The following is a 17419-nucleotide window of genomic DNA, read 5'->3' on the forward strand; positions in this document are numbered from 1 at the left end:
TCAGTCTTTGGCTGGACGTCCGGTCTTGATGGTCGGAATGCTGGCCAAGGCCTTTTTGAATGATGCATCTGTCATTCCCGCCAGTGCACTCAAGCCTGCGCGAATCAGTTCGCTTTTCTTGACGCCAACACCCAGCGTCAATGCACGCTTTTTCATCTCGCCGATTTGCAGCAGCTCGGTTTTGGGGATGGTGAAACTGTCACGCACCACTTTGACTTTTTTGTCTTTCAAAGGTTTTGCAGGTGCTGCTGCCTGCTTTTTGAGTGTGGGCTTGGAAGCTGGTTTGGCAGCGGGTTCCGCAACGGGCTTGACAGCCTTGGCGACGGTCGCCTTGACTGTGGGTTTTGTGGTGGCTTTTTTCGCCACTGGCTGGGCCCGCTGTGTTTTGGCGGATGCCGCTTTCAACGGTGCTGCTGCTTTTTTGCGCGCGGGTGCGTGGGTGTTGCTCGATTTAGACGTTGGGGTGGCATCGACAGCAGGTGTGGATGGGGTGGAGGTGCGTGAGGTCATGTTCATGGCAAGTGAATTTTTAAAATTAACGGTGTATACAGTTTATACCGTTGATTCAAAAATGACAAGTCAGCAGGTTGGGGACGTCGTTACCGTTCCTCGTCGGGGCTGAAAACGCAGGCGCTTGTGTGCGCCTGCACGCAGGCAGATGTTCAATCTGTCTGAACTTGAAACGTCCAGTCGGTTTTTTGCCAGGCCGTTTTTTCTTCCCGCAGCAGGTGGGTGGACTGAGGCCAGAGTTCTGCCCAATCGGGGCTGATTTTCAGACGGGCTGTGCGTCGCAGCGCATCACAGCTGATGTCCAAACCCGACAAGTCGGGGTCACGTCGTGCATGGCACACAATCACGGCCAGTCGCAGGGCCATGAGTTGCTGCGCAAAACTGGCGTCTTCCATCTCGAGTTCAAGTTTGCGCAATTTGCCCCGGTGGCCCAGCACCAATTGGCTCAGGCGGTGCAGCTCGTCTAGGGTGAAGCCCGGCAAGTCGGTGTTGTCCAGAATGTAGGCACCATGCTTGTGGTAATCGCTGTGCGAGATGCGCAGACCGGTTTCGTGCAATTGGCACGCCCAATGCAGCTTTTGCAAATAACGCTGACGCTCATCAGTGGGTGTGTCGGCGTTGTCTGGAATCAGTGCTTGCAAAAGGCTTTGGGCCGTTCGGGACACTCTGTCTGCTTGCACTTTGTCAGTGCCAAAGCGTTGCGCCAGCCAATCGACCATCGAGGAACGGACATCCTGCGTGCCTTCACGGTCAATCAGGTCGTACAACGCGCCATGCCTGAGCGCGCCTTGGGCCACGTGCATTTCATTGATTTGCAGCAAGTCAAACACCGCTTGCAAGACCGCCAAGCCCCCGCCAATGACGGGTTTGCGGTCTTCTTTGACACCTTCGAGTCGCAGATTGTCTGGTTTTTGGGCTTTGAGCAAGCGGTCTTTAAGCCAAGCCAGTCCCTCGCGCGTAATTTGGCCTGGCGGCCATCCTGCTGCGGTCAACACATCCGACACGGCACCTACGGTGCCCGACGAGCCGTAACACTTGTCCCAGTGGCTCCGGTTGAACAAAATTTGGGCTTCGTCCAGCACGGCTTTGGCTGCGATTTCGGCTGACTTGAAGGCCGAGGGGGTCCACAAACCGTCGGGGAAAAACTTCATTGACCAGGCCACGCTGCCCACGCGGTAAGACTCCAGGGTGCTGGCGCTTTCGTGCTGGCCCAAAATCATTTCGGTAGAACGCCCGCCAATGTCCACCACCAGGCGGCGCTCATCGGACTGAGGCAACAGGTGCGAGACACCGAGGTAGATCAGACGGGCTTCTTCCTTGCCGGCGATCACTTCGATTGGAAAACCCAGAATGCGCTTGGCCTTGGCCAAAAACACATCGCGGTTGCGCGCTTCGCGCAGGGTTTGTGTGGCCACCGCACGCACATGGCTGGGCCTGAAGCCTGCAATGCGTTCGCCGAAGCGGGCCAGGCAATCCCAACCGCGCTCCATCGCTTCGTCTGTCAGGTTGCGCTCGGCGTCCAGGCCATTGCCTTGTCGCACGGTTTCCTTGATGTACTCCACGCGCCGCAACTGACCCGCATCCATTTGACCAATTTCGAGCCGAAAACTGTTGGATCCCAGATCAATGGCGGCGTAGAGAGACTTGGTTTGCATGAGGGCAGGCGTTGGTGACAAAGGGAAATTCAGATTATGTGACGGATGTATGTCGATTCAATGACGGGCGCTGGGTTCGGAACGCGATGCTGACAGCAAGCGCCTGGGTTCAACGTATCGCAGGCTCCGCTGTCCAGCAGTGGTCCGGCCCACAAGCCACAGGCGACATGTCAACGCAAGGAACGCCTTGGCAGCAGTGGTCTGTCAAAAATCCGACCAGGCTTTGCATGGCGGTCATGTCGGCGCGGTAACGCAAAAATCGCCCTTCGCGTTGCACGCTCACCAGGCCCGCATGGTGCAGTTCCTTGAGGTGAAAGGACAATGTGTTGGGTGGCAGTTCCAGCGCTTGCGACAGCTGGCCTGGCTGCATGCCTTCGGGGCCTGCACCCACGATGGCCCGGAACACGCGCAAGCGCGAGGTTTGTGCCAACGCCGCCAGGGCCTTGACGGCGAGGTCTTCGTCCATGGCGTTCAAAACGGTGTCTGTGCTCATGGGGTGCCTGTCTTTTCTGAGGGCTTGGTGTGTTCAAGCAAACCTACGGGCAGACGCAAGGTGGTCAGCCAGCACAGCAAGAGCATGAGCGCCGAACCCAGCAAGGCGTACAGCAGCCCGCCCCACTGGTACAACAGGCCCGACAGCAGCGTCCCCATGAAGCGGCCCAGTGCGTTGGCCGCGTAGTAAAAGCCCACGTCTTCGGCCGCTTTTTCAGAGCCCGCGTAGGCCAATATCAGGTAACTGTGCACCGACGAGTTGATGGCAAAGGCAAAGCCGAAGAGGCTCAGGCCTCCGACCACCCACCACTGCAGCTGCGGCGCTTGCAGCCAAACGGCGGCGGCAATGCCCAGTGGAATGAGCGTGAGCGCCGCCGACCACCAGCGGGCTGCAGGCACCTCGCGGCTCAGGCCGTCGACGCTGCGGCGCACCAGTTGCGGGGCCAGCGCTTGCACCAGGCCGTAGCCAATCGTCCAGGCGGCCAAAAAGCCGCCCACCATGGTGAAGGTCCAGCCCACCGAATACAAAAACACCGGCACGCCCACCACAAACCACACGTCGCGTGCGCCAAACAAGGCCACACGGGCAGCAGCCAGCGCGTTGATGCCTTCACTCTTGGCAAACAACTCACGCGCCGAACCCGAGGCTTTGCTCTTGCCCATCATGGGTGGCAAGCTGCTCACCACCCCGATCAACACCAAAGCCAAGAGGCCTGACATGGCCCAGAGTGAGCCCTGAAAACCCAGCGTTTCCAAAAGCAAGCCGCCCAAAAAGAAGCCAAAGCCTTTCATGGCGTTTTTGCTGCCGGTGAACCAGGCTACCCATTTGAACAATTGGCCGTTGCCTTGGTCTTTGGCTTGCGCCTGCGTGATCTTGATGGCCGACTTGCTGGCGGTTTTGGTCAGGTCTTTGGCCACACCGCACACCCCTTGCGCCAGCACCACCCAGGCGACCGACAGGTTGGCGGTCCATTCGGGTTGCAGTGCCGACAGCAAGCCAAAGCCAATGATCTGCGTGGTCAAACCCACGGTGAGCATGCGGGCAATGCCAAAGCGCGTGGCCAGCCAGCCGCCGATCAGGTTGGCCAGCACACCCGCCGCTTCGTACAGTAAGAACAAAAAGGCCAGCGTGAAAGGCGAGTAGCCCAGCTTGTAAAAATGCAGCAGCACCAACATGCGCAAAGCGCCATCGGTCAGGGTGAAGCCCCAATAGGCTGCGGTGACGATGCCGTAGTTGCGTTCAGCGGCGGTGACACCGCCGTAGTGGCGTTCAGCAGCGTTCATCTCAGATGCCGACTTCGTTCATGTGGCAGGCCAAATCCACCATGCGGCAGGCGTAACCCATTTCGTTGTCGTACCAAGCGTAAATTTTCAGCAGTGTGCCGTCGGTCACCAGTGTGGACAGCGCGTCCACGATGGCGCTGCGCGTGTCGCGGGCGTAATCCACGCTGACCAAGGGGCGTGTTTCGTAGCCGAGGATGCCGGCCAGCGGGCCTTGGGCTGCGGCGGCAAACAAGGCGTTGACTTCTTCAGCGCTGGTCTCGCGCTTCATCTCGAACACGCAGTCGGTGAGCGAGGCGTTGAGCACCGGGGCACGCACCGCGTGGCCGTTGAGCTTGCCCTTGAGCTCGGGGTAGATCAGGGCAATCGCTGTGGCGCTGCCGGTGGTGGTGGGGGCCAAACTCATCATGGCGCTGCGGGCGCGGCGCAAGTCTTTGTGCGGCGCGTCCACCACCAAGTTGGTGTTGGTCGGATCGTGGATGGTGGTGATCTGCCCGTGCTTGATGCCAATGGCTTCGTGCACCACCTTGACCACTGGGGCCAGACAATTGGTGGTGCAGGACGCAGCCGTGACGATGCGGTCTTTGGCCGGGTTGTACTGCGTGTGGTTGATGCCGACCACGATGTTCAGCACATCGCCCACCTTGACGGGGGCGGCCACGATGACGCGTTTAGCGCCCCGGTCCAGGTGGCCTTGAATGGTTTCGGGCGTTAAAAATTTGCCGGTGCACTCCAGCACCAAGTCAACGCCCATGTCGCCCCAGGGGATGTCGGCCGGGTTGGCGTGCGATGAAAAACCCAGTGTGCGTTCACCGATGCGGATCTGGCTCTCGCCTTCGGCTTCGATGTGCTCACGCCACTTGCCCTGCACCGAGTCAAAGGCCAGCAAATGCGCCGTGGCCGCTGCGCCGCCTTTGAGTTCATTCAGGTGCACCACCTCCAGGCGGTTGCCTGCGCGGGGGTCGTCCAGCTGGCGCTCGGCAGCGCCCATGGCCGCACGCAAGGCCAAACGGCCGATGCGGCCCATGCCGTTGATACCGACTTTCATGTTTTATCTTTCAATGGTTCTGGAAATGTAGTTTTCTGGATTTTGTCATGACTCTGTGACGATTCCGTGACGTTCAGGCACGGCAAACACCTCGTCTGCTCGTCTTTAAATTGTCAAAATAAAGCCATGAAATGGTCACATCAAAAACATGAAATCAGGTTTTTCTCAATGGAGCTGATGACCATGTCCAACCACGACCTTGACCCTGTTTGCAACACCTCTGACAACCTCCATTTCCAGGATGTTTTGACACAATCCTTGCAAAACCCCATGCGCCGTGGCTTGTTGCGCGGTGGTTTGGGCCTGGCGGGTCTGGCCATGTTGCCCGGCTGCGCGACCTTGACCTCCGGCATGGCCGCTGCGCCCACCGCGTTGGGTTTTGCGGCTGTGGATAAAAGCTTGCTCGACAACGTGATGTTGCCACCTGGCTACCAGTACAGCGTGCTGCACGCCACGGGGGATGCGTTGGACTCTGCTTTGGCTGCTTACTCCAACCGAGGCATCGAATCGGACGATTGGTCGCGCCGCATTGGCGATCACCATGATGGCATGGACATCTATTACATCGATGCGGATGGCCGCTACTCCGATAAGGAAACTCCCCGTGCTGTGCTGTGCGTGAACCACGAGAGCTCTGCCGATTCGCATTTCCTGCATCCCAACGGGCAAACCTCCAACAACGTGAGCGGCAAGAAATTTGACCAGTTCGGCGAATGGGACCTGGGCACCCGCCCCGAGTTGGAAGTGCTCAAGGAAATCAACCTTCACGGTGTTTCGGTGGTTGAAATTGTCAAAGGTCCACAAGGCTGGCGCATCCAGCAAGACTCACCATTGAACCGCCGCATCACGGCGCAAACTCCGGTGCGTGTCAGCGGACCGCGTGTGCACATTGAGCATGTTCGCAACTTCATGGTCAGCCGCTGGGACACAGCCGGAGCCATGGCCCGTGGCACGCTCAACAACTGCGGTCACGGAAAAACGCCATGGGGCACTTATTTGGGCTGCGAGGAAAACTGGGCTTATTATTTTCAGACAACGGGCGCGGGTGCGGCATTGTCTGTCAACGAAGTGGCATCGCGCAAACGCTATGGCGTGGCTGCTGCAGTGCCCGCTGCGGGGGTCAAAAAAGCCGCTGGCCAAGGCTGGCACACCGTGTCTGCAACAGACGACCGATTTGCCCGCTGGAACCTTGCTGCCTTGGGTGCCAACGCGGAGAAGGATTTCCGGAATGAGGCCAACACCTTTGGTTTCATCGTCGAGATTGATCCCTTGGCTCCCAACTCCACGCCAGCCAAGCGCACGGCCATGGGGCGTTTTGCCCACGAAGCCGCTGTGTGTGGCGTGCCCAAGGCAGGCGAGCCGCTCGCGTTTTACATGGGCTGTGATTCGCGCAACGAATACATCTACAAGTTCGTGACGACAGCTGTGTGGGATCCGCGTGATGTGGGCGGTGGCATGGTGGCGGGTGACAAATACCTGAGCGAAGGCAAGCTGTATGCCGCGCGTTTTGACGCCAATGGCCAGGGTGAATGGCTGGAGCTGAACATCGCTGACCCGCGCATTGCCCAGCACAGCGCCTACAAATTTGCCAACCAAGCCGATGTGTTGGTCAATGCCCGTCACGCCGCAGACGCGGTGGGTGCCACCAAAATGGACCGTCCAGAATGGGGTGCAGTCAACCACCGCAATGGCGAGATTTATTTTGCGTTGACCAACAACAGCGCCGCCAACCGCACGCCCACCAAGGTAGACCCGGCCAACCCCCGTGCTTACATGGATTTGGATGGCAAAAAAGTGGCTGGCAACCCCAACGGTCACATCATCCGTTTCAAAGAAGCAGGCCACAAAGGTACAGCCAAGGCTTTTACCTGGGACATTTTCTTGTTTGGTGCCGAAGACGACTCGGGCGATGCCAATTTGTCGGGCTTGACTGCCAAGAATGCGTTTTCTTCACCCGATGGTTTGTGGTTCAGCAAGGCCACCGGCATCTGCTGGATCCAGACGGACGATGGCGCTTTCACCGACGAAACCAACTGCATGATGTTGGCCGCCATTCCGGGACAGGTGGGTGACGGTGGCAAGGTCACCGTCAAAAACAAGATGTTGGTGGGCGGCATTGAACAAACCGGCACGCAAGAAACCTTCCTTGGCGCGGCTTTGGGCGAGGCCAAATTGCGCCGGTTCCTGGTGGCTCCCAAAGGCGCAGAAGTCACGGGCATCACCGAAACCGCAGATGGTCGCACTTTGTTTGTGAACATTCAGCACCCTGGTGAGTTGTCCAAGCCTTTGTCGTCTGGCGAAGCGCCTCAAAGCACCTGGCCTGGCAATCAAGGCTATGGTGTGGCGGGGCGTCCTCGTTCAGCCACCATCGTCATCACACGCAAAGACGGTGGTCTGATCGGCCTGTAAAAACAACAGAGTCGGTTTGCCCGTTTTCCGGGTGACGCCAAGGCCACGCCCCGTGCGTGGCCTTTTTTGTTTGCACTGTGCGTGGCTCATCGAAAAACGGCGCATTCACCACCAGCAAACTGAGCCAGGCCGCCGCAATGAGGGTGAACAGGCCTTGCAAAAACTGCATCGCAAAGGCCTTGCCACCCACCAGCACGGCCATCAATGCTTTGCTCAGGCTGTTGGCGCTCTCTTTCAGCCCCGATCAGCAAACCAATGCCCAAAGCGACAGAAAGATCAAAAAGAACCGAAACAGAGAGAAAGCTCGGCATTTGATGCTTTTTGAGAACAGAAAGGCTCATGAGCCTAGTCCTTTAGGCGGTTGAAAACTTGATTTGGACCCAGTTTTAGCGGATACGGCCAGTGTTCGTCATCAAAACAAAGGGTTTTCTGACACGGCATTGTCACAATCGGCGGATAAAGTTGAAACAGGTGCCGAAAAGCTCTCGTGAGCACCCGTCCGAATCCCGAATTTTTATCACCCTGAACCAGGAGTTGACATGTTGAAAATGAAACCTGCCATCGTTGCGATTGGCCTGAGTGTGGTGGCTGCCACCACATGGGCTGCTGACATCACAGGCGCCGGCGCCACATTCCCTTACCCCATCTACGCCAAATGGGCCGAGGCTTACAAAGCCGCCACCGGTGTGGGCCTGAACTACCAATCCATTGGTTCTTCGGGTGGCTTGAAGCAAATTCGTGCCAAAACCGTGAGCTTTGGCGCTTCTGATGCGCCCGTGTCTGGTGCTGATCTGGACAAAGATGGCATGGTCCAGTTTCCTGCCATTGTGGGCGGCACTGTGCCGGTTGTGAACTTGGAAGGCTTCAAGCCCGGCGAATTGCGCATCACCGGCCCTGTGCTGGCCGAGGTGTACATGGGCACCATCAGCAAGTGGAACGATGCCAAATTGGCGGCGCTGAACCCTGGCAAAAAGTTGCCTGACCAGGCCATCACCGTGGTGCACCGCGCTGACGGTTCAGGCACCACGTTCAACTTCACCGATTACCTGACGGCGGTCAGCAAAGCTTGGGCCGACAAAGTGGGCAAGGGTGCTGCTGTGAAGTGGCCTGCTGACTCTTCTGTCGGTGGCAAGGGCAACGAAGGCGTGGCCGCCAACGTGAACCGCGTCAAGGGCGCTGTGGGTTATGTGGAATACGCCTACGTCAAGAAAAACAATATGACTTTCCTGCAGTTGCAAAACGCTGCGGGCAAATATGTGAACCCTGACGACCTGACTTTTGCAGCCGCTGCTGCCGGTGCCGATTGGTTCAGCGTGCCTGGCATGGGTGTGTCCATGGTGAACGCTAAGGGCAACGACAGCTGGCCCATCAGCACCGCCTCCTTCATCTTGATGTACAAAAAGCCTGCCGACAAAGCGGCTTCGGACGAAGTGCTGAAATTCTTTGACTGGGCTTTCAAGAACGGCAAGAAACTGGCCTCTGATCTGGACTATGTGCCATTGCCAGATGCATTGACCAGCCAGATCCGCGCCAAAGTCTGGTCCGAGATCAAGTAAACCGAGTTGAAGCCTGCTGTACAGGTTTCACTGACCCCTTGCCCATGTGGGTGAGGGGTCTTGGCGTAAAACAGTGGTATTTGCTATGCAGTTGTCACAAGGAATAACTATGGGCTCGATCGAAACGGCCAGCCAAGTGCCCGATCAAAACATGCTGTCCGTCGTGAAGCGACAACGCATCCAGGATTTCTTTTTTCACAAGATCACGCTGGGCTTTTCCCTGCTGGTCTTGTTTGCCCTCTTGGGCATCATCATTTCTTTGCTCCTCAACGCCTGGCCGTCACTGTCTAAGTTCGGCTTTCAGTTCATCTGGCGCGTGGAGTGGGACATCGTCAATGACGAGTTTGGTGCAGCGATTGCGATCTTTGGCACGCTGGTCAGTGCGGTCATTGCATTGGTGATTGCAGTGCCTTTGTCGTTTGGCATTGCTTTGTTTCTGACTGAAACCTGCCCCACATATTTGCGCCGCCCCCTGGGCACGGCCATCGAATTGCTGGCTGCAGTGCCATCCATCATTTACGGCATGTTCGGTTTGTTCATCTTTGCCCCGCTCTTTGCCGAGTACGGACAGCCTGCCTTGCAGTCCACCTTGGGTCAGATGCCCATCATCGGCAGCCTGTTCGGTGGTGCCATGAACGGCGTGGGCATTTTGGCGGCTGGCATCATTTTGGCTTTCATGATCTTGCCCTTCATCGCCGCTGTGATGCGCGATGTGTTTGAAATCGTGCCGCCCATCTTGCGTGAGTCGGCTTATGGTTTGGGCTGCACCACATGGGAAGTGGTGCGCAGCATTGTGTTGCCCTACACCCAAAAAGGTGTGATCGGTGGCGTCATGCTGGGCTTGGGGCGTGCACTGGGTGAAACCATGGCCGTGACCTTTGTGATCGGCAATTCACAGCGCTTGAGCGCATCGCTGTTTTCGCCAGGCACCACCATCGCCTCTACCTTGGCCAATGAATTCGGCGAGGCTGCAGACTTCCATTTGTCCACCCTCTTTGCATTGGGCTTCTTGCTGTTCGTGATCACTTTCATTGTCTTGAGCATTGCCAAGATCATGTTGATCCGTGCAGAAAAAGCCAAAGGCACCAAAAGCTGAGCACCGCACAGGAGAAATTTGATGGATTTGAAAATTTACAAACGCAGGCAACTGGCCAATCGGGTCGGACTGAGCTTGTCCATGATGGCCATGGGTCTCGGCTTGTTCGTTTTGTTGTGGATCTTGTATGTGCTGTTCTCGAACGGCATCGCTGCGCTCGATTGGGCCATGTTCACGCAATCCACCCCCGCGCCCGGCTCGGAAGGCGGTGGCCTGGCCAACGCCATTGTGGGCAGCTTGATGATGGTGCTGGTCACGGCCTTTGTGAGCACACCGATCGGCATCTTTGCCGGGGTGTACCTGGCCGAATATGGCGACCAGAGCAAAACCGCCGAGCTGACCCGCTTTGTGACCGACATCATGTTGTCAGCGCCCTCGATCGTTTTGGGCCTGTTTGTCTATGCCATTTTGGTGGCGCAGGTGCAGCATTTTTCCGGTTGGGCTGGTTCGCTGGCCCTGTCGCTGATTGCCGTGCCGGTGGTGGTTCGCACCACTGAAAACATGCTGCGCCTGGTCCCGGGCAGCCTGCGCGAGGCGGCTTTTGCGCTGGGTGCACCCCGCTGGAAAGTGGCCACCTTCATCACGTTGCGTGCGGCCAAGTCGGGTGTCATGACCGGTTTGCTGCTGGCACTCGCGCGCATCAGCGGCGAGACAGCGCCTTTGCTTTTTACGGCGCTCAACAACCAGTTCTTTTCGACCGACATGAACGCACCCATGGCCAACCTGCCGGTGGTGATCTTCCAGTTCGCCATGAGCCCTTACGACAACTGGGTTCGCTTGGCCTGGGGCGGCGCTTTGCTGATCACCTTGACGGTGCTGATCTTGAACATCCTGGCGCGCGTGTTTTTCCGCGACAAAGCCCAAGCCTAATTTTTGAATGAATCGGAATTGACATGCCTGCAACTTCACCATTGCCATTGAAGAATGCGATTGAAATTCGCAATCTGAACTTTTTCTATGGTTCCTTCAAGGGCCTGAAAAACGTCAACCTTGACATCGCCGAGAACAAGGTCACCGCTTTCATCGGGCCTTCGGGCTGCGGCAAATCGACTTTGCTGCGCACGCTCAACCGCATGTACAGCCTCTACCCCGGCCAGCGCGCCGAAGGTGAGATCAACCTGCATGGCCAGAACGTGCTCGATGCCAAGCAGGACTTGAACTTGCTGCGCGCCCGGGTGGGCATGGTGTTTCAGAAACCGACGCCATTCCCGATGTCGATTTACGACAACATTGCCTTCGGTATCCGTCTTTATGAAAATCTGGGCCGAGCCGACATGGACGAGCGTGTGGAGTGGGCATTGTCCAAGGCGGCGATCTGGAACGAAGTCAAGGACAAACTTGGCCAAAGCGGTTTGTCGCTGTCCGGGGGGCAGCAGCAACGCCTGTGCATTGCCCGCACCGTGGCCGTCAAGCCTTCTGTGATTTTGCTGGACGAGCCGACTTCTGCGTTGGATCCGATTTCGACCGCCAAGGTCGAAGAGCTGGTGAGTGAGCTCAAGAAAGACCACACCGTGGCCATCGTGACGCACAACATGCAGCAAGCAGCTCGTGTGTCTGACTTCACGGCCTACATGTATTTGGGCGAGTTGGTTGAGTTCGGGCAGACCGAGCAAATCTTCATGAAGCCTGCACGCCAAGAGACCGAAGACTACATCACCGGCCGTTTCGGCTGATCAGGAGAAGTACCATGGAAAAACACATTTCTAGCCAATTCGATGCCGACCTGACCAACGTGTCGTCCCGCGTTCTGGAGTTGGGGGGACTGGTGGAGTCGCAAACGCGCCATGCCGTCTACTCTTTGGCCCAGTTCAGCATGGAAGTTGCCAACCAGGTCATTGCCACCGAAAAGCAAGTCAACATGCTTGAAGTGGAAATTGACGCTGAACTGGCTTCGATCATTGCCCGCCGCCAGCCGACTGCCCGCGATTTGCGCTTGCTGATGGCCATCTCCAAGATCACCGGCAACCTGGAGCGTGCGGGTGATGAAGCCGAGCGCATTGCCCGCATGGTCAAGCAGATTCTGGAGCAAGGCAGTCCTCGCAACCTGCCTTCTTCCGAGTTGCGCATCGCGTCAGATTTGGCCTCAGATTTGCTGCGCAAAGCGTTGGACGCGTTTGCCCGCCTGGATGTCAATACGGCACTTGTGATTCTCAAAGAAGACGATCTGATCGATGCCGAGTTCAATGGCTTTGTGCGCAAGCTGGTCACCTACATGATGGAAGACCCCCGCACCATTTCGGCCAGCCTGGATCTGTTGTTTGTGGCCAAGGCGATTGAACGCATTGGTGACCATGCCAAGAACATTGCAGAATTTGTGATTTATGTGGTCAAGGGTGCCGACGTACGCCACACGGCCCTGACGGACATCGAAAAAGCGGTCCAATGAGAAGCTTGCCCAGAATTCTGATCGTCGAGGACGAGGCTCCGATTGCCGAGTTGATCTCGGTGAACTTGCGCCACAACGGTTTTCAACCCGTCTGGGCCATGGACTCGGAGTCGGCGCAGCGTGAATTGGACGAAATCTTGCCCGATGTGATTTTGCTCGACTGGATGCTTCCGGGTGAAAGTGGGTTGGCATTGGCACGCCGCTGGAGGTCTGCTGCGCGCACCAAGGCCATTCCCATCCTCATGCTCACTGCGCGTGGTGATGAGGCCGATCGGGTCGCTGGTTTGGACGCAGGCGCTGACGATTACATCGTTAAACCGTTTTCGCCGCGTGAACTTCTGGCCCGAATCCGTGCGGTTCTTCGCCGCCGGGTCCCTGAGTCCGCTGGTGGTGCCGTGAAGATTGGCGAATTGCAACTGGATGCGGATACCTACCGTGTCAGCTGGCAAGACAAGCCGATCAAAGTCGGCCCGACCGAATTCAAGTTGCTGCAATACCTGATGCGCCATCCGGAGCGTGTGCACACGCGCGGCATGTTGCTTGACAAAATTTGGGGTGATCACGTTTACATTGAAGAACGGACGGTGGACGTGCATGTCAAGCGCTTGCGAGAGTCACTGGGTGATGCTGGCAGCATGATCGAAACGGTGCGCGGTGCAGGCTACCGCATGACCGGCTCTCCCGCGATTTAACGGTTGGCGTTTGAATGCTTGTCCCATTAATTAAGCTGTTTTTCTCAGTACTGGTGGTGGCTTTGGCGGTCTGGTGGTGGGCTGGCTTGACAGAAGCTGCCCTCGCTGCGCTGTTGGTCGTTTTGGTCTGTGCGGTTGGGGTGATCTGGAAAACTTACCGCATTGAACGGTGGTTGTCTGAATCTGATTTGCATACCCCCCTGCCCTGGAAGGGTGTCTGGTCGGAGATTGCTCATCGCATTCAGCGCTTGTTGCGCCAACGCGAAAATCAAGTGACTGCTGCAGAGCAGCGATTGCAGTATTTTTTGCAGGCCATTCAGGCTTCACCCAATGGCGTGACTTTGCTGGATGCGCAAGGCCGTATCGAGTGGTGCAACGCCACTGCATCCAGCCATTTGGGCTTGGATGTCAGTCGCGATTTAAAGCAACACATTGTCCATTTGGTTCGCGATCCTGTTTTTTCCAAATACTTCGCCGTGGACCAGCATGACTCGGAAGTGGTCATCGATGGTCGTGCCAGCTCCTTGGTCAAAACACCCAAGTTATCGGTGCAGCTTCATGCGTATGGCGAAGGTCAGCAGTTGTTGCTCACTCGGGACATCACTTCGGTCACCCTGGCCGATGCCATGCGCCGTGATTTTGTAGCCAATGTGTCGCACGAAATTCGAACCCCGCTTACGGTGCTCGGTGGCTTTGTGGAAACCTTGCAGTCCATCCCCTTGGAGGCTGATGAACAGCAACGTTACCTGCACTTGATGGCCGTTCAGGCCGACCGCATGCAAAGCCTGGTGGCTGATTTGTTGACTTTGTCTCAGCTCGAAGGCAGCTTGCCCCCCGGTTTGTACGAGAAAGTGAACTTGCCGGACTTGATGGGCCGCGTGGCCACAGATGCCGCGGCTTTGTCCTCGGTGTTGTCTGATCAAGAGGGTGACGAGCGGGTGCCTGTTCATGAGTTGATTTTTGAGCCGGTACCGCATTGGTCTTTGCTGGGTGTTCGGTCGGAACTGCTCAGTGCCATTTCGAATTTGGTGAGCAATGCCGTTCGGTACACACCTGCAGGTGGTCAGATCCGTGTGGCGTGGTCTCGCACGGCGGATGGTGCGATTTTTTCAGTCAGCGATACCGGGCTTGGTATTGCGCCTGAACATTTGCCGCGCTTGTCAGAGCGGTTTTACCGCGTGGATCGCAGCCGATCGCGCGAAACGGGTGGTACAGGCTTGGGCTTGGCCATTGCCAAACATGTGGTGCAACGCCACGGTGGGGAACTGCGCATCCAGAGCCAAGTTGGCAAGGGATCGACCTTCATGTTGGTGTTGCCTGCTGGTCGAATTGAGCCTTTGTCTGACTGAGGCAAAGGCCGTCAAAGCTGCTTCGCCCATGTCGGGGCATGCGCGGTGTCCGAGGTCCTTGCACCCATGTGAATCGCCATGGATGGTCTGGAATTCATGAAATACGTTGAATCCTTTTTAATCACTCGCGAGCAGGAAGGGGAATACCCGGATGTTCGATCCCTGGATGATTTGATACCTTAAGCGGCATCTGGCCCTCTACCGTCTTGAGGGTCGCAGATCCATTAGAGGAGACACATCCATGACCGCTGCGCAGATACAGAACGCGTTGGTGCTTTGCACCATTGTGGGTTTTGCAACCATGGAGTTTGTCAGTCGACGCTACAAACAAACCGTCCATGCGACAGGCAATGACACCAAACTTGAACTGTTGATGTTTCTGAGCGTGCTGGCTGTGACGCAGCCCTTGGCCATTTTTGTCACGGCGAAACTGGGTGCCTTGTGGGTGCCGCAATACAAGGGTGTGTTGGCCGACATGCCATGGTGGGCCATGGTGGGTGTTTTGCTGGTGTTCGATGACATGACGCAGTATTGGTGGCACCGTCTCTCGCACACGTCGTTCTTGTGGCCCCTGCACCGTGCGCACCACTCTGCTGAGTACATGAGCATTCGGGTGACGTTCCGCAACAATTTCTTCTATTACCTGATGATGCCGGGCCTTTGGTTTGCAGGCGCTCTGTTGTATTTGGGTTTTGGGGGCATGGTTTACGCGGGCTACATCGTGGTCAAGCTCTTTGTCATTTTGGGGGCGCACAGCGCTTGGCGCTGGGACGAGCCCTTGTACCGCATCCGCGCATTGCATCCGGTCATGTGGGTTCTGGAGCGGACCATTTCAACACCGGCAACGCACTGGGCGCATCATGCGATCTCCAATGCCGATGGTGTGGGTCACTACAAAGGCAACTTTGGCAACCTGCTGTTTTTGTGGGACATCATTTTTGGCAGCGCGCACATCACACGCCGCTACCCTGCGCAGGTCGGCTTGATTGATGACAAGTTGTTTGGTCAAGAGCGCTGGTACCATCAGATGTGGTACCCCTTGCTGCAATCCAAGCGTGAGCACACGGCCTTGAAGTTTGGCGGCAGTGTGTACGAAGGGTCAGAGGGGCAGGCACCACAAGCCTGATCGAGGTTCATCCGCCCACAGGTCAGAGTGTTTGTGCTCTGGCCTGTGGGCTTTTTTGTTTAAGCCGTGCTTCATCCACGATCTTTAATCTCTGAATTGAGATGCCATGAAAGGTCGAATCCATGATGAGCTTGAACAAAATTTCCTTTACAAAAGTGGCTGCCCTGGCCATCAGTGCCTTGATGTTGCCGCTTGTGGCTTTAGCGGCTACACCCCAAAGCGAATTGCTGCGTTGGCAGCAGGCGGCAGGGCAGCCGGGTGATGCAGACCGAGGACAGGTTTTTTTCGGACGGCGTCATAACGGTGAGTGGTCGTGCGCGTCATGCCACGGTCAACCCCCCACGCAGGACAGCAAGCACGCCTCTACAGGCAAGAAGATCTCTGCGTTGGCACCGGGGTTAAATGCCGAACGCTTCACCGACAGTGCAAAAGTTGACAAATGGTTCAAGCGCAACTGCAAGGACGTTTTGTCACGTGAGTGCACGGCCCTTGAAAAGGCCGACGTGCTGGCTTACCTGATCGGGTTGAAATGATGAAATCAATGTGCATCAAATCGGTGGTCTTGTTCTGTGCAGGTTGGAGTGGCTTGGTATCGGCATGGGCCGATGGGCGACTCATGCCTGCACAAGTGCCTGCCGTGTACAAACAAGAATGTGCGGCCTGTCACATGGCCTATCCGCCGGGCCTGTTGCCTGCGGCGTCTTGGAGACGCATCCTGCATGGGCTGGATCAGCACTACGGCAGCGATGCGTCGATGGAACCTGCACAAGTTCAGCAAATTGGGGCCTGGTTGCAAGCCAATGCGGGCACTTACAAACGCGTGCGCGAAGAGCCGGCCGATGACCGGATCACCCGATCGGCCTGGTTTGTTCGCAAACATCGCGAAGTGGAATCCTCGGTCTGGAAGCGGGCCAGTATCAAGAGTGCCGCGCAGTGCAGCGCCTGCCATACCCAAGCCGACGCGGGGAACTTTGATGAGCATCAGGTGCGGATTCCGCGCTGACAGTTCGCTTTACATCCCAGTTCTTCAAGCCATACGTCACACACATGTGTACAAGGAGTCCTTCAATGACGTCGAACATTTCTTCAGTTGCCGATGCGCGCCATGGCGTGCCCACACCCACTCGCCGCACCGTGGATGCTTTCACTCGGACCTTGCATGCCTTGCTGGCTTTGAGCTTTGTGGGGGCCTACGTCACAGCGGAAAGTGAGATTTTCAGATGGGTGCATGTGAGCTTGGGTTATACCTTGGGCGGCTTGCTGTTGGCTCGTGTGGTCTGGGGCGTGCTGGGGCCCCGTCATGCACGCTTTTCGGCCTTGTGGGGCAAGCTGCGTGGTTTGGTTAATTGGTTTCAGGGGCTGCGAGCAGGCCAGGCATCCTGGAGCCAAGCTCAGAATTTGTACATGGCGGTGTCGGTGGCGCTGCTCTTGTTGGTCATCGCACCTGTGGTGGTGTCGGGCTATGTGACCTACCAGGAGTGGACGGGTGACTGGATGGAAGAAGTGCATGAGTTTTTCGGTAATTTCATGTTGATGGCCGTGTTGGCTCACATTGTTGGTGTGCTGGTGCTCAGTTTGTTGCGCCGTCGCAATCTGGCTACGCCCATGTTCACGGGGCGCGTGCCTGGCGTTGGGCCGGATTTGGTCAAGCGCAACCATGCGGTTTTGGCGGCTGTGTTGCTGACGGCGGTGCTGTCATTTTGGGTGTGGCAATGGCAGTCGGGTTCACCATTGCAGACGAGCGGCGGTGCGGTTGGATCGCACTCGGTATCTGGCAAGGCACAATCTGAAGAAGACGATGATTGATGTTTTTCTGAAT

At 56.9% G+C, this 17419-nt stretch carries 19 protein-coding genes; 13 read left to right on the forward strand and 6 right to left on the reverse strand.

All coding sequences use genetic code 11. The annotated features are described in order from the left end of the window. Entirely contained in the window at window positions 1-231 is a 231-nt protein-coding gene (locus B9Z37_RS14340; RefSeq protein WP_146179723.1) for a hypothetical protein, read from the reverse strand. Here B9Z37_RS14340 and B9Z37_RS14345 point away from each other — a divergent pair. Next, complete coding sequence (locus B9Z37_RS14345; protein WP_146179724.1) at window positions 221-622, forward strand: hypothetical protein; 402 nt, start codon at window positions 221-223, stop codon at window positions 620-622. The two genes, B9Z37_RS14340 and B9Z37_RS14345, sit on opposite strands and share 11 nt — an antisense overlap. Before the next feature lie 40 nt (window positions 623-662). On the opposite strand, the gene ppx is transcribed toward B9Z37_RS14345, so the two are convergent. From ppx to B9Z37_RS08835, 4 genes are all read right to left on the reverse strand, one after another. After that, window positions 663-2165, reverse strand: a complete 1503-nt coding sequence (ppx, locus tag B9Z37_RS08820; protein WP_108312667.1) for an exopolyphosphatase — start codon at window positions 2163-2165, stop codon at window positions 663-665. Between the two features lie 109 nt (window positions 2166-2274). Continuing rightward, a complete protein-coding gene (locus B9Z37_RS08825) occupies window positions 2275-2631 on the reverse strand; it encodes an ArsR/SmtB family transcription factor (RefSeq protein WP_108312979.1) in 357 nt (118 codons plus the stop codon). 23 nt (window positions 2632-2654) lie between these two features. Continuing rightward, window positions 2655-3941: an organoarsenical effux MFS transporter ArsJ gene (gene arsJ, locus B9Z37_RS08830; RefSeq protein ID WP_108312668.1), complete on the reverse strand. Its 1287-nt coding sequence runs from the start codon at window positions 3939-3941 to the stop codon at window positions 2655-2657. A gap of 1 nt (window position 3942) precedes the next feature. Beyond that, window positions 3943-4986 carry an ArsJ-associated glyceraldehyde-3-phosphate dehydrogenase gene (locus B9Z37_RS08835; protein WP_108312669.1) on the reverse strand — a complete coding sequence of 348 codons (1044 nt, stop codon included), beginning with the start codon at window positions 4984-4986 and terminating at the stop codon, window positions 3943-3945. Window positions 4987-5169: 183 nt separating this feature from the next. Between B9Z37_RS08835 and B9Z37_RS08840 the strand changes: the two genes are divergently transcribed. Continuing rightward, complete coding sequence (locus tag B9Z37_RS08840) at window positions 5170-7395, forward strand: PhoX family protein (protein ID WP_108312980.1); 2226 nt, start codon at window positions 5170-5172, stop codon at window positions 7393-7395. A gap of 86 nt (window positions 7396-7481) precedes the next feature. On the opposite strand, the gene B9Z37_RS14350 is transcribed toward B9Z37_RS08840, so the two are convergent. Next, window positions 7482-7736: a hypothetical protein gene (locus tag B9Z37_RS14350; RefSeq protein WP_146179725.1), complete on the reverse strand. Its 255-nt coding sequence runs from the start codon at window positions 7734-7736 to the stop codon at window positions 7482-7484. Window positions 7737-7934: 198 nt separating this feature from the next. Here B9Z37_RS14350 and pstS point away from each other — a divergent pair, with 198 nt between their 5' ends. The 11 genes from pstS to B9Z37_RS08900 all read left to right on the forward strand — a co-directional run bounded on the left by pstS (window position 7935) and on the right by B9Z37_RS08900 (window position 17406). Further along, the gene (gene pstS, locus B9Z37_RS08850; protein WP_108312671.1) at window positions 7935-8951 is read left to right on the forward strand and encodes a phosphate ABC transporter substrate-binding protein PstS; all 1017 of its coding nucleotides are present in this window, start codon (window positions 7935-7937) and stop codon (window positions 8949-8951) included. Window positions 8952-9060: 109 nt separating this feature from the next. Next, window positions 9061-10047, forward strand: a complete 987-nt coding sequence (gene pstC / locus B9Z37_RS08855) for a phosphate ABC transporter permease subunit PstC (protein ID WP_205872575.1) — start codon at window positions 9061-9063, stop codon at window positions 10045-10047. A gap of 21 nt (window positions 10048-10068) precedes the next feature. Next, a complete protein-coding gene (pstA, locus tag B9Z37_RS08860; protein WP_108312673.1) occupies window positions 10069-10917 on the forward strand; it encodes a phosphate ABC transporter permease PstA in 849 nt (282 codons plus the stop codon). A gap of 23 nt (window positions 10918-10940) precedes the next feature. After that, the gene (gene pstB, locus B9Z37_RS08865; RefSeq protein ID WP_108312674.1) at window positions 10941-11720 is read left to right on the forward strand and encodes a phosphate ABC transporter ATP-binding protein PstB; all 780 of its coding nucleotides are present in this window, start codon (window positions 10941-10943) and stop codon (window positions 11718-11720) included. Window positions 11721-11734: 14 nt separating this feature from the next. Next, window positions 11735-12433 (forward strand): phosphate signaling complex protein PhoU, encoded by a 699-nt coding sequence (phoU, locus tag B9Z37_RS08870; protein WP_108312675.1) that lies wholly within the window; start codon window positions 11735-11737, stop codon window positions 12431-12433. Further along, window positions 12430-13125 carry a phosphate regulon transcriptional regulator PhoB gene (phoB, locus tag B9Z37_RS08875; protein WP_108287687.1) on the forward strand — a complete coding sequence of 232 codons (696 nt, stop codon included), beginning with the start codon at window positions 12430-12432 and terminating at the stop codon, window positions 13123-13125. Before phoU ends, phoB begins: the two co-directional genes overlap by 4 nt. A 14-nt stretch (window positions 13126-13139) precedes the next feature. Next, window positions 13140-14474 carry a phosphate regulon sensor histidine kinase PhoR gene (phoR, locus tag B9Z37_RS08880; protein WP_108312676.1) on the forward strand — a complete coding sequence of 445 codons (1335 nt, stop codon included), beginning with the start codon at window positions 13140-13142 and terminating at the stop codon, window positions 14472-14474. Between the two features lie 241 nt (window positions 14475-14715). After that, on the forward strand, window positions 14716-15600 hold the full coding sequence (locus tag B9Z37_RS08885; protein WP_108312677.1) for a sterol desaturase family protein: 885 nt from the start codon (window positions 14716-14718) through the stop codon (window positions 15598-15600). 125 nt (window positions 15601-15725) lie between these two features. Then, window positions 15726-16133: a DUF1924 domain-containing protein gene (locus B9Z37_RS08890; protein WP_108312981.1), complete on the forward strand. Its 408-nt coding sequence runs from the start codon at window positions 15726-15728 to the stop codon at window positions 16131-16133. 8 nt (window positions 16134-16141) lie between these two features. Beyond that, window positions 16142-16603, forward strand: a complete 462-nt coding sequence (locus B9Z37_RS08895; protein ID WP_240606671.1) for a diheme cytochrome c — start codon at window positions 16142-16144, stop codon at window positions 16601-16603. Between the two features lie 65 nt (window positions 16604-16668). Beyond that, window positions 16669-17406 carry a cytochrome b/b6 domain-containing protein gene (locus B9Z37_RS08900; protein WP_240606672.1) on the forward strand — a complete coding sequence of 246 codons (738 nt, stop codon included), beginning with the start codon at window positions 16669-16671 and terminating at the stop codon, window positions 17404-17406. Window positions 17407-17419 lie beyond the last annotated feature (13 nt).

Origin of the sequence: Limnohabitans parvus II-B4 (assembly GCF_003063455.1) — a bacterium.
In the GTDB taxonomy this organism is placed as follows: Bacteria; Pseudomonadota; Gammaproteobacteria; order Burkholderiales; family Burkholderiaceae_C; genus Limnohabitans_A; species Limnohabitans_A parvus.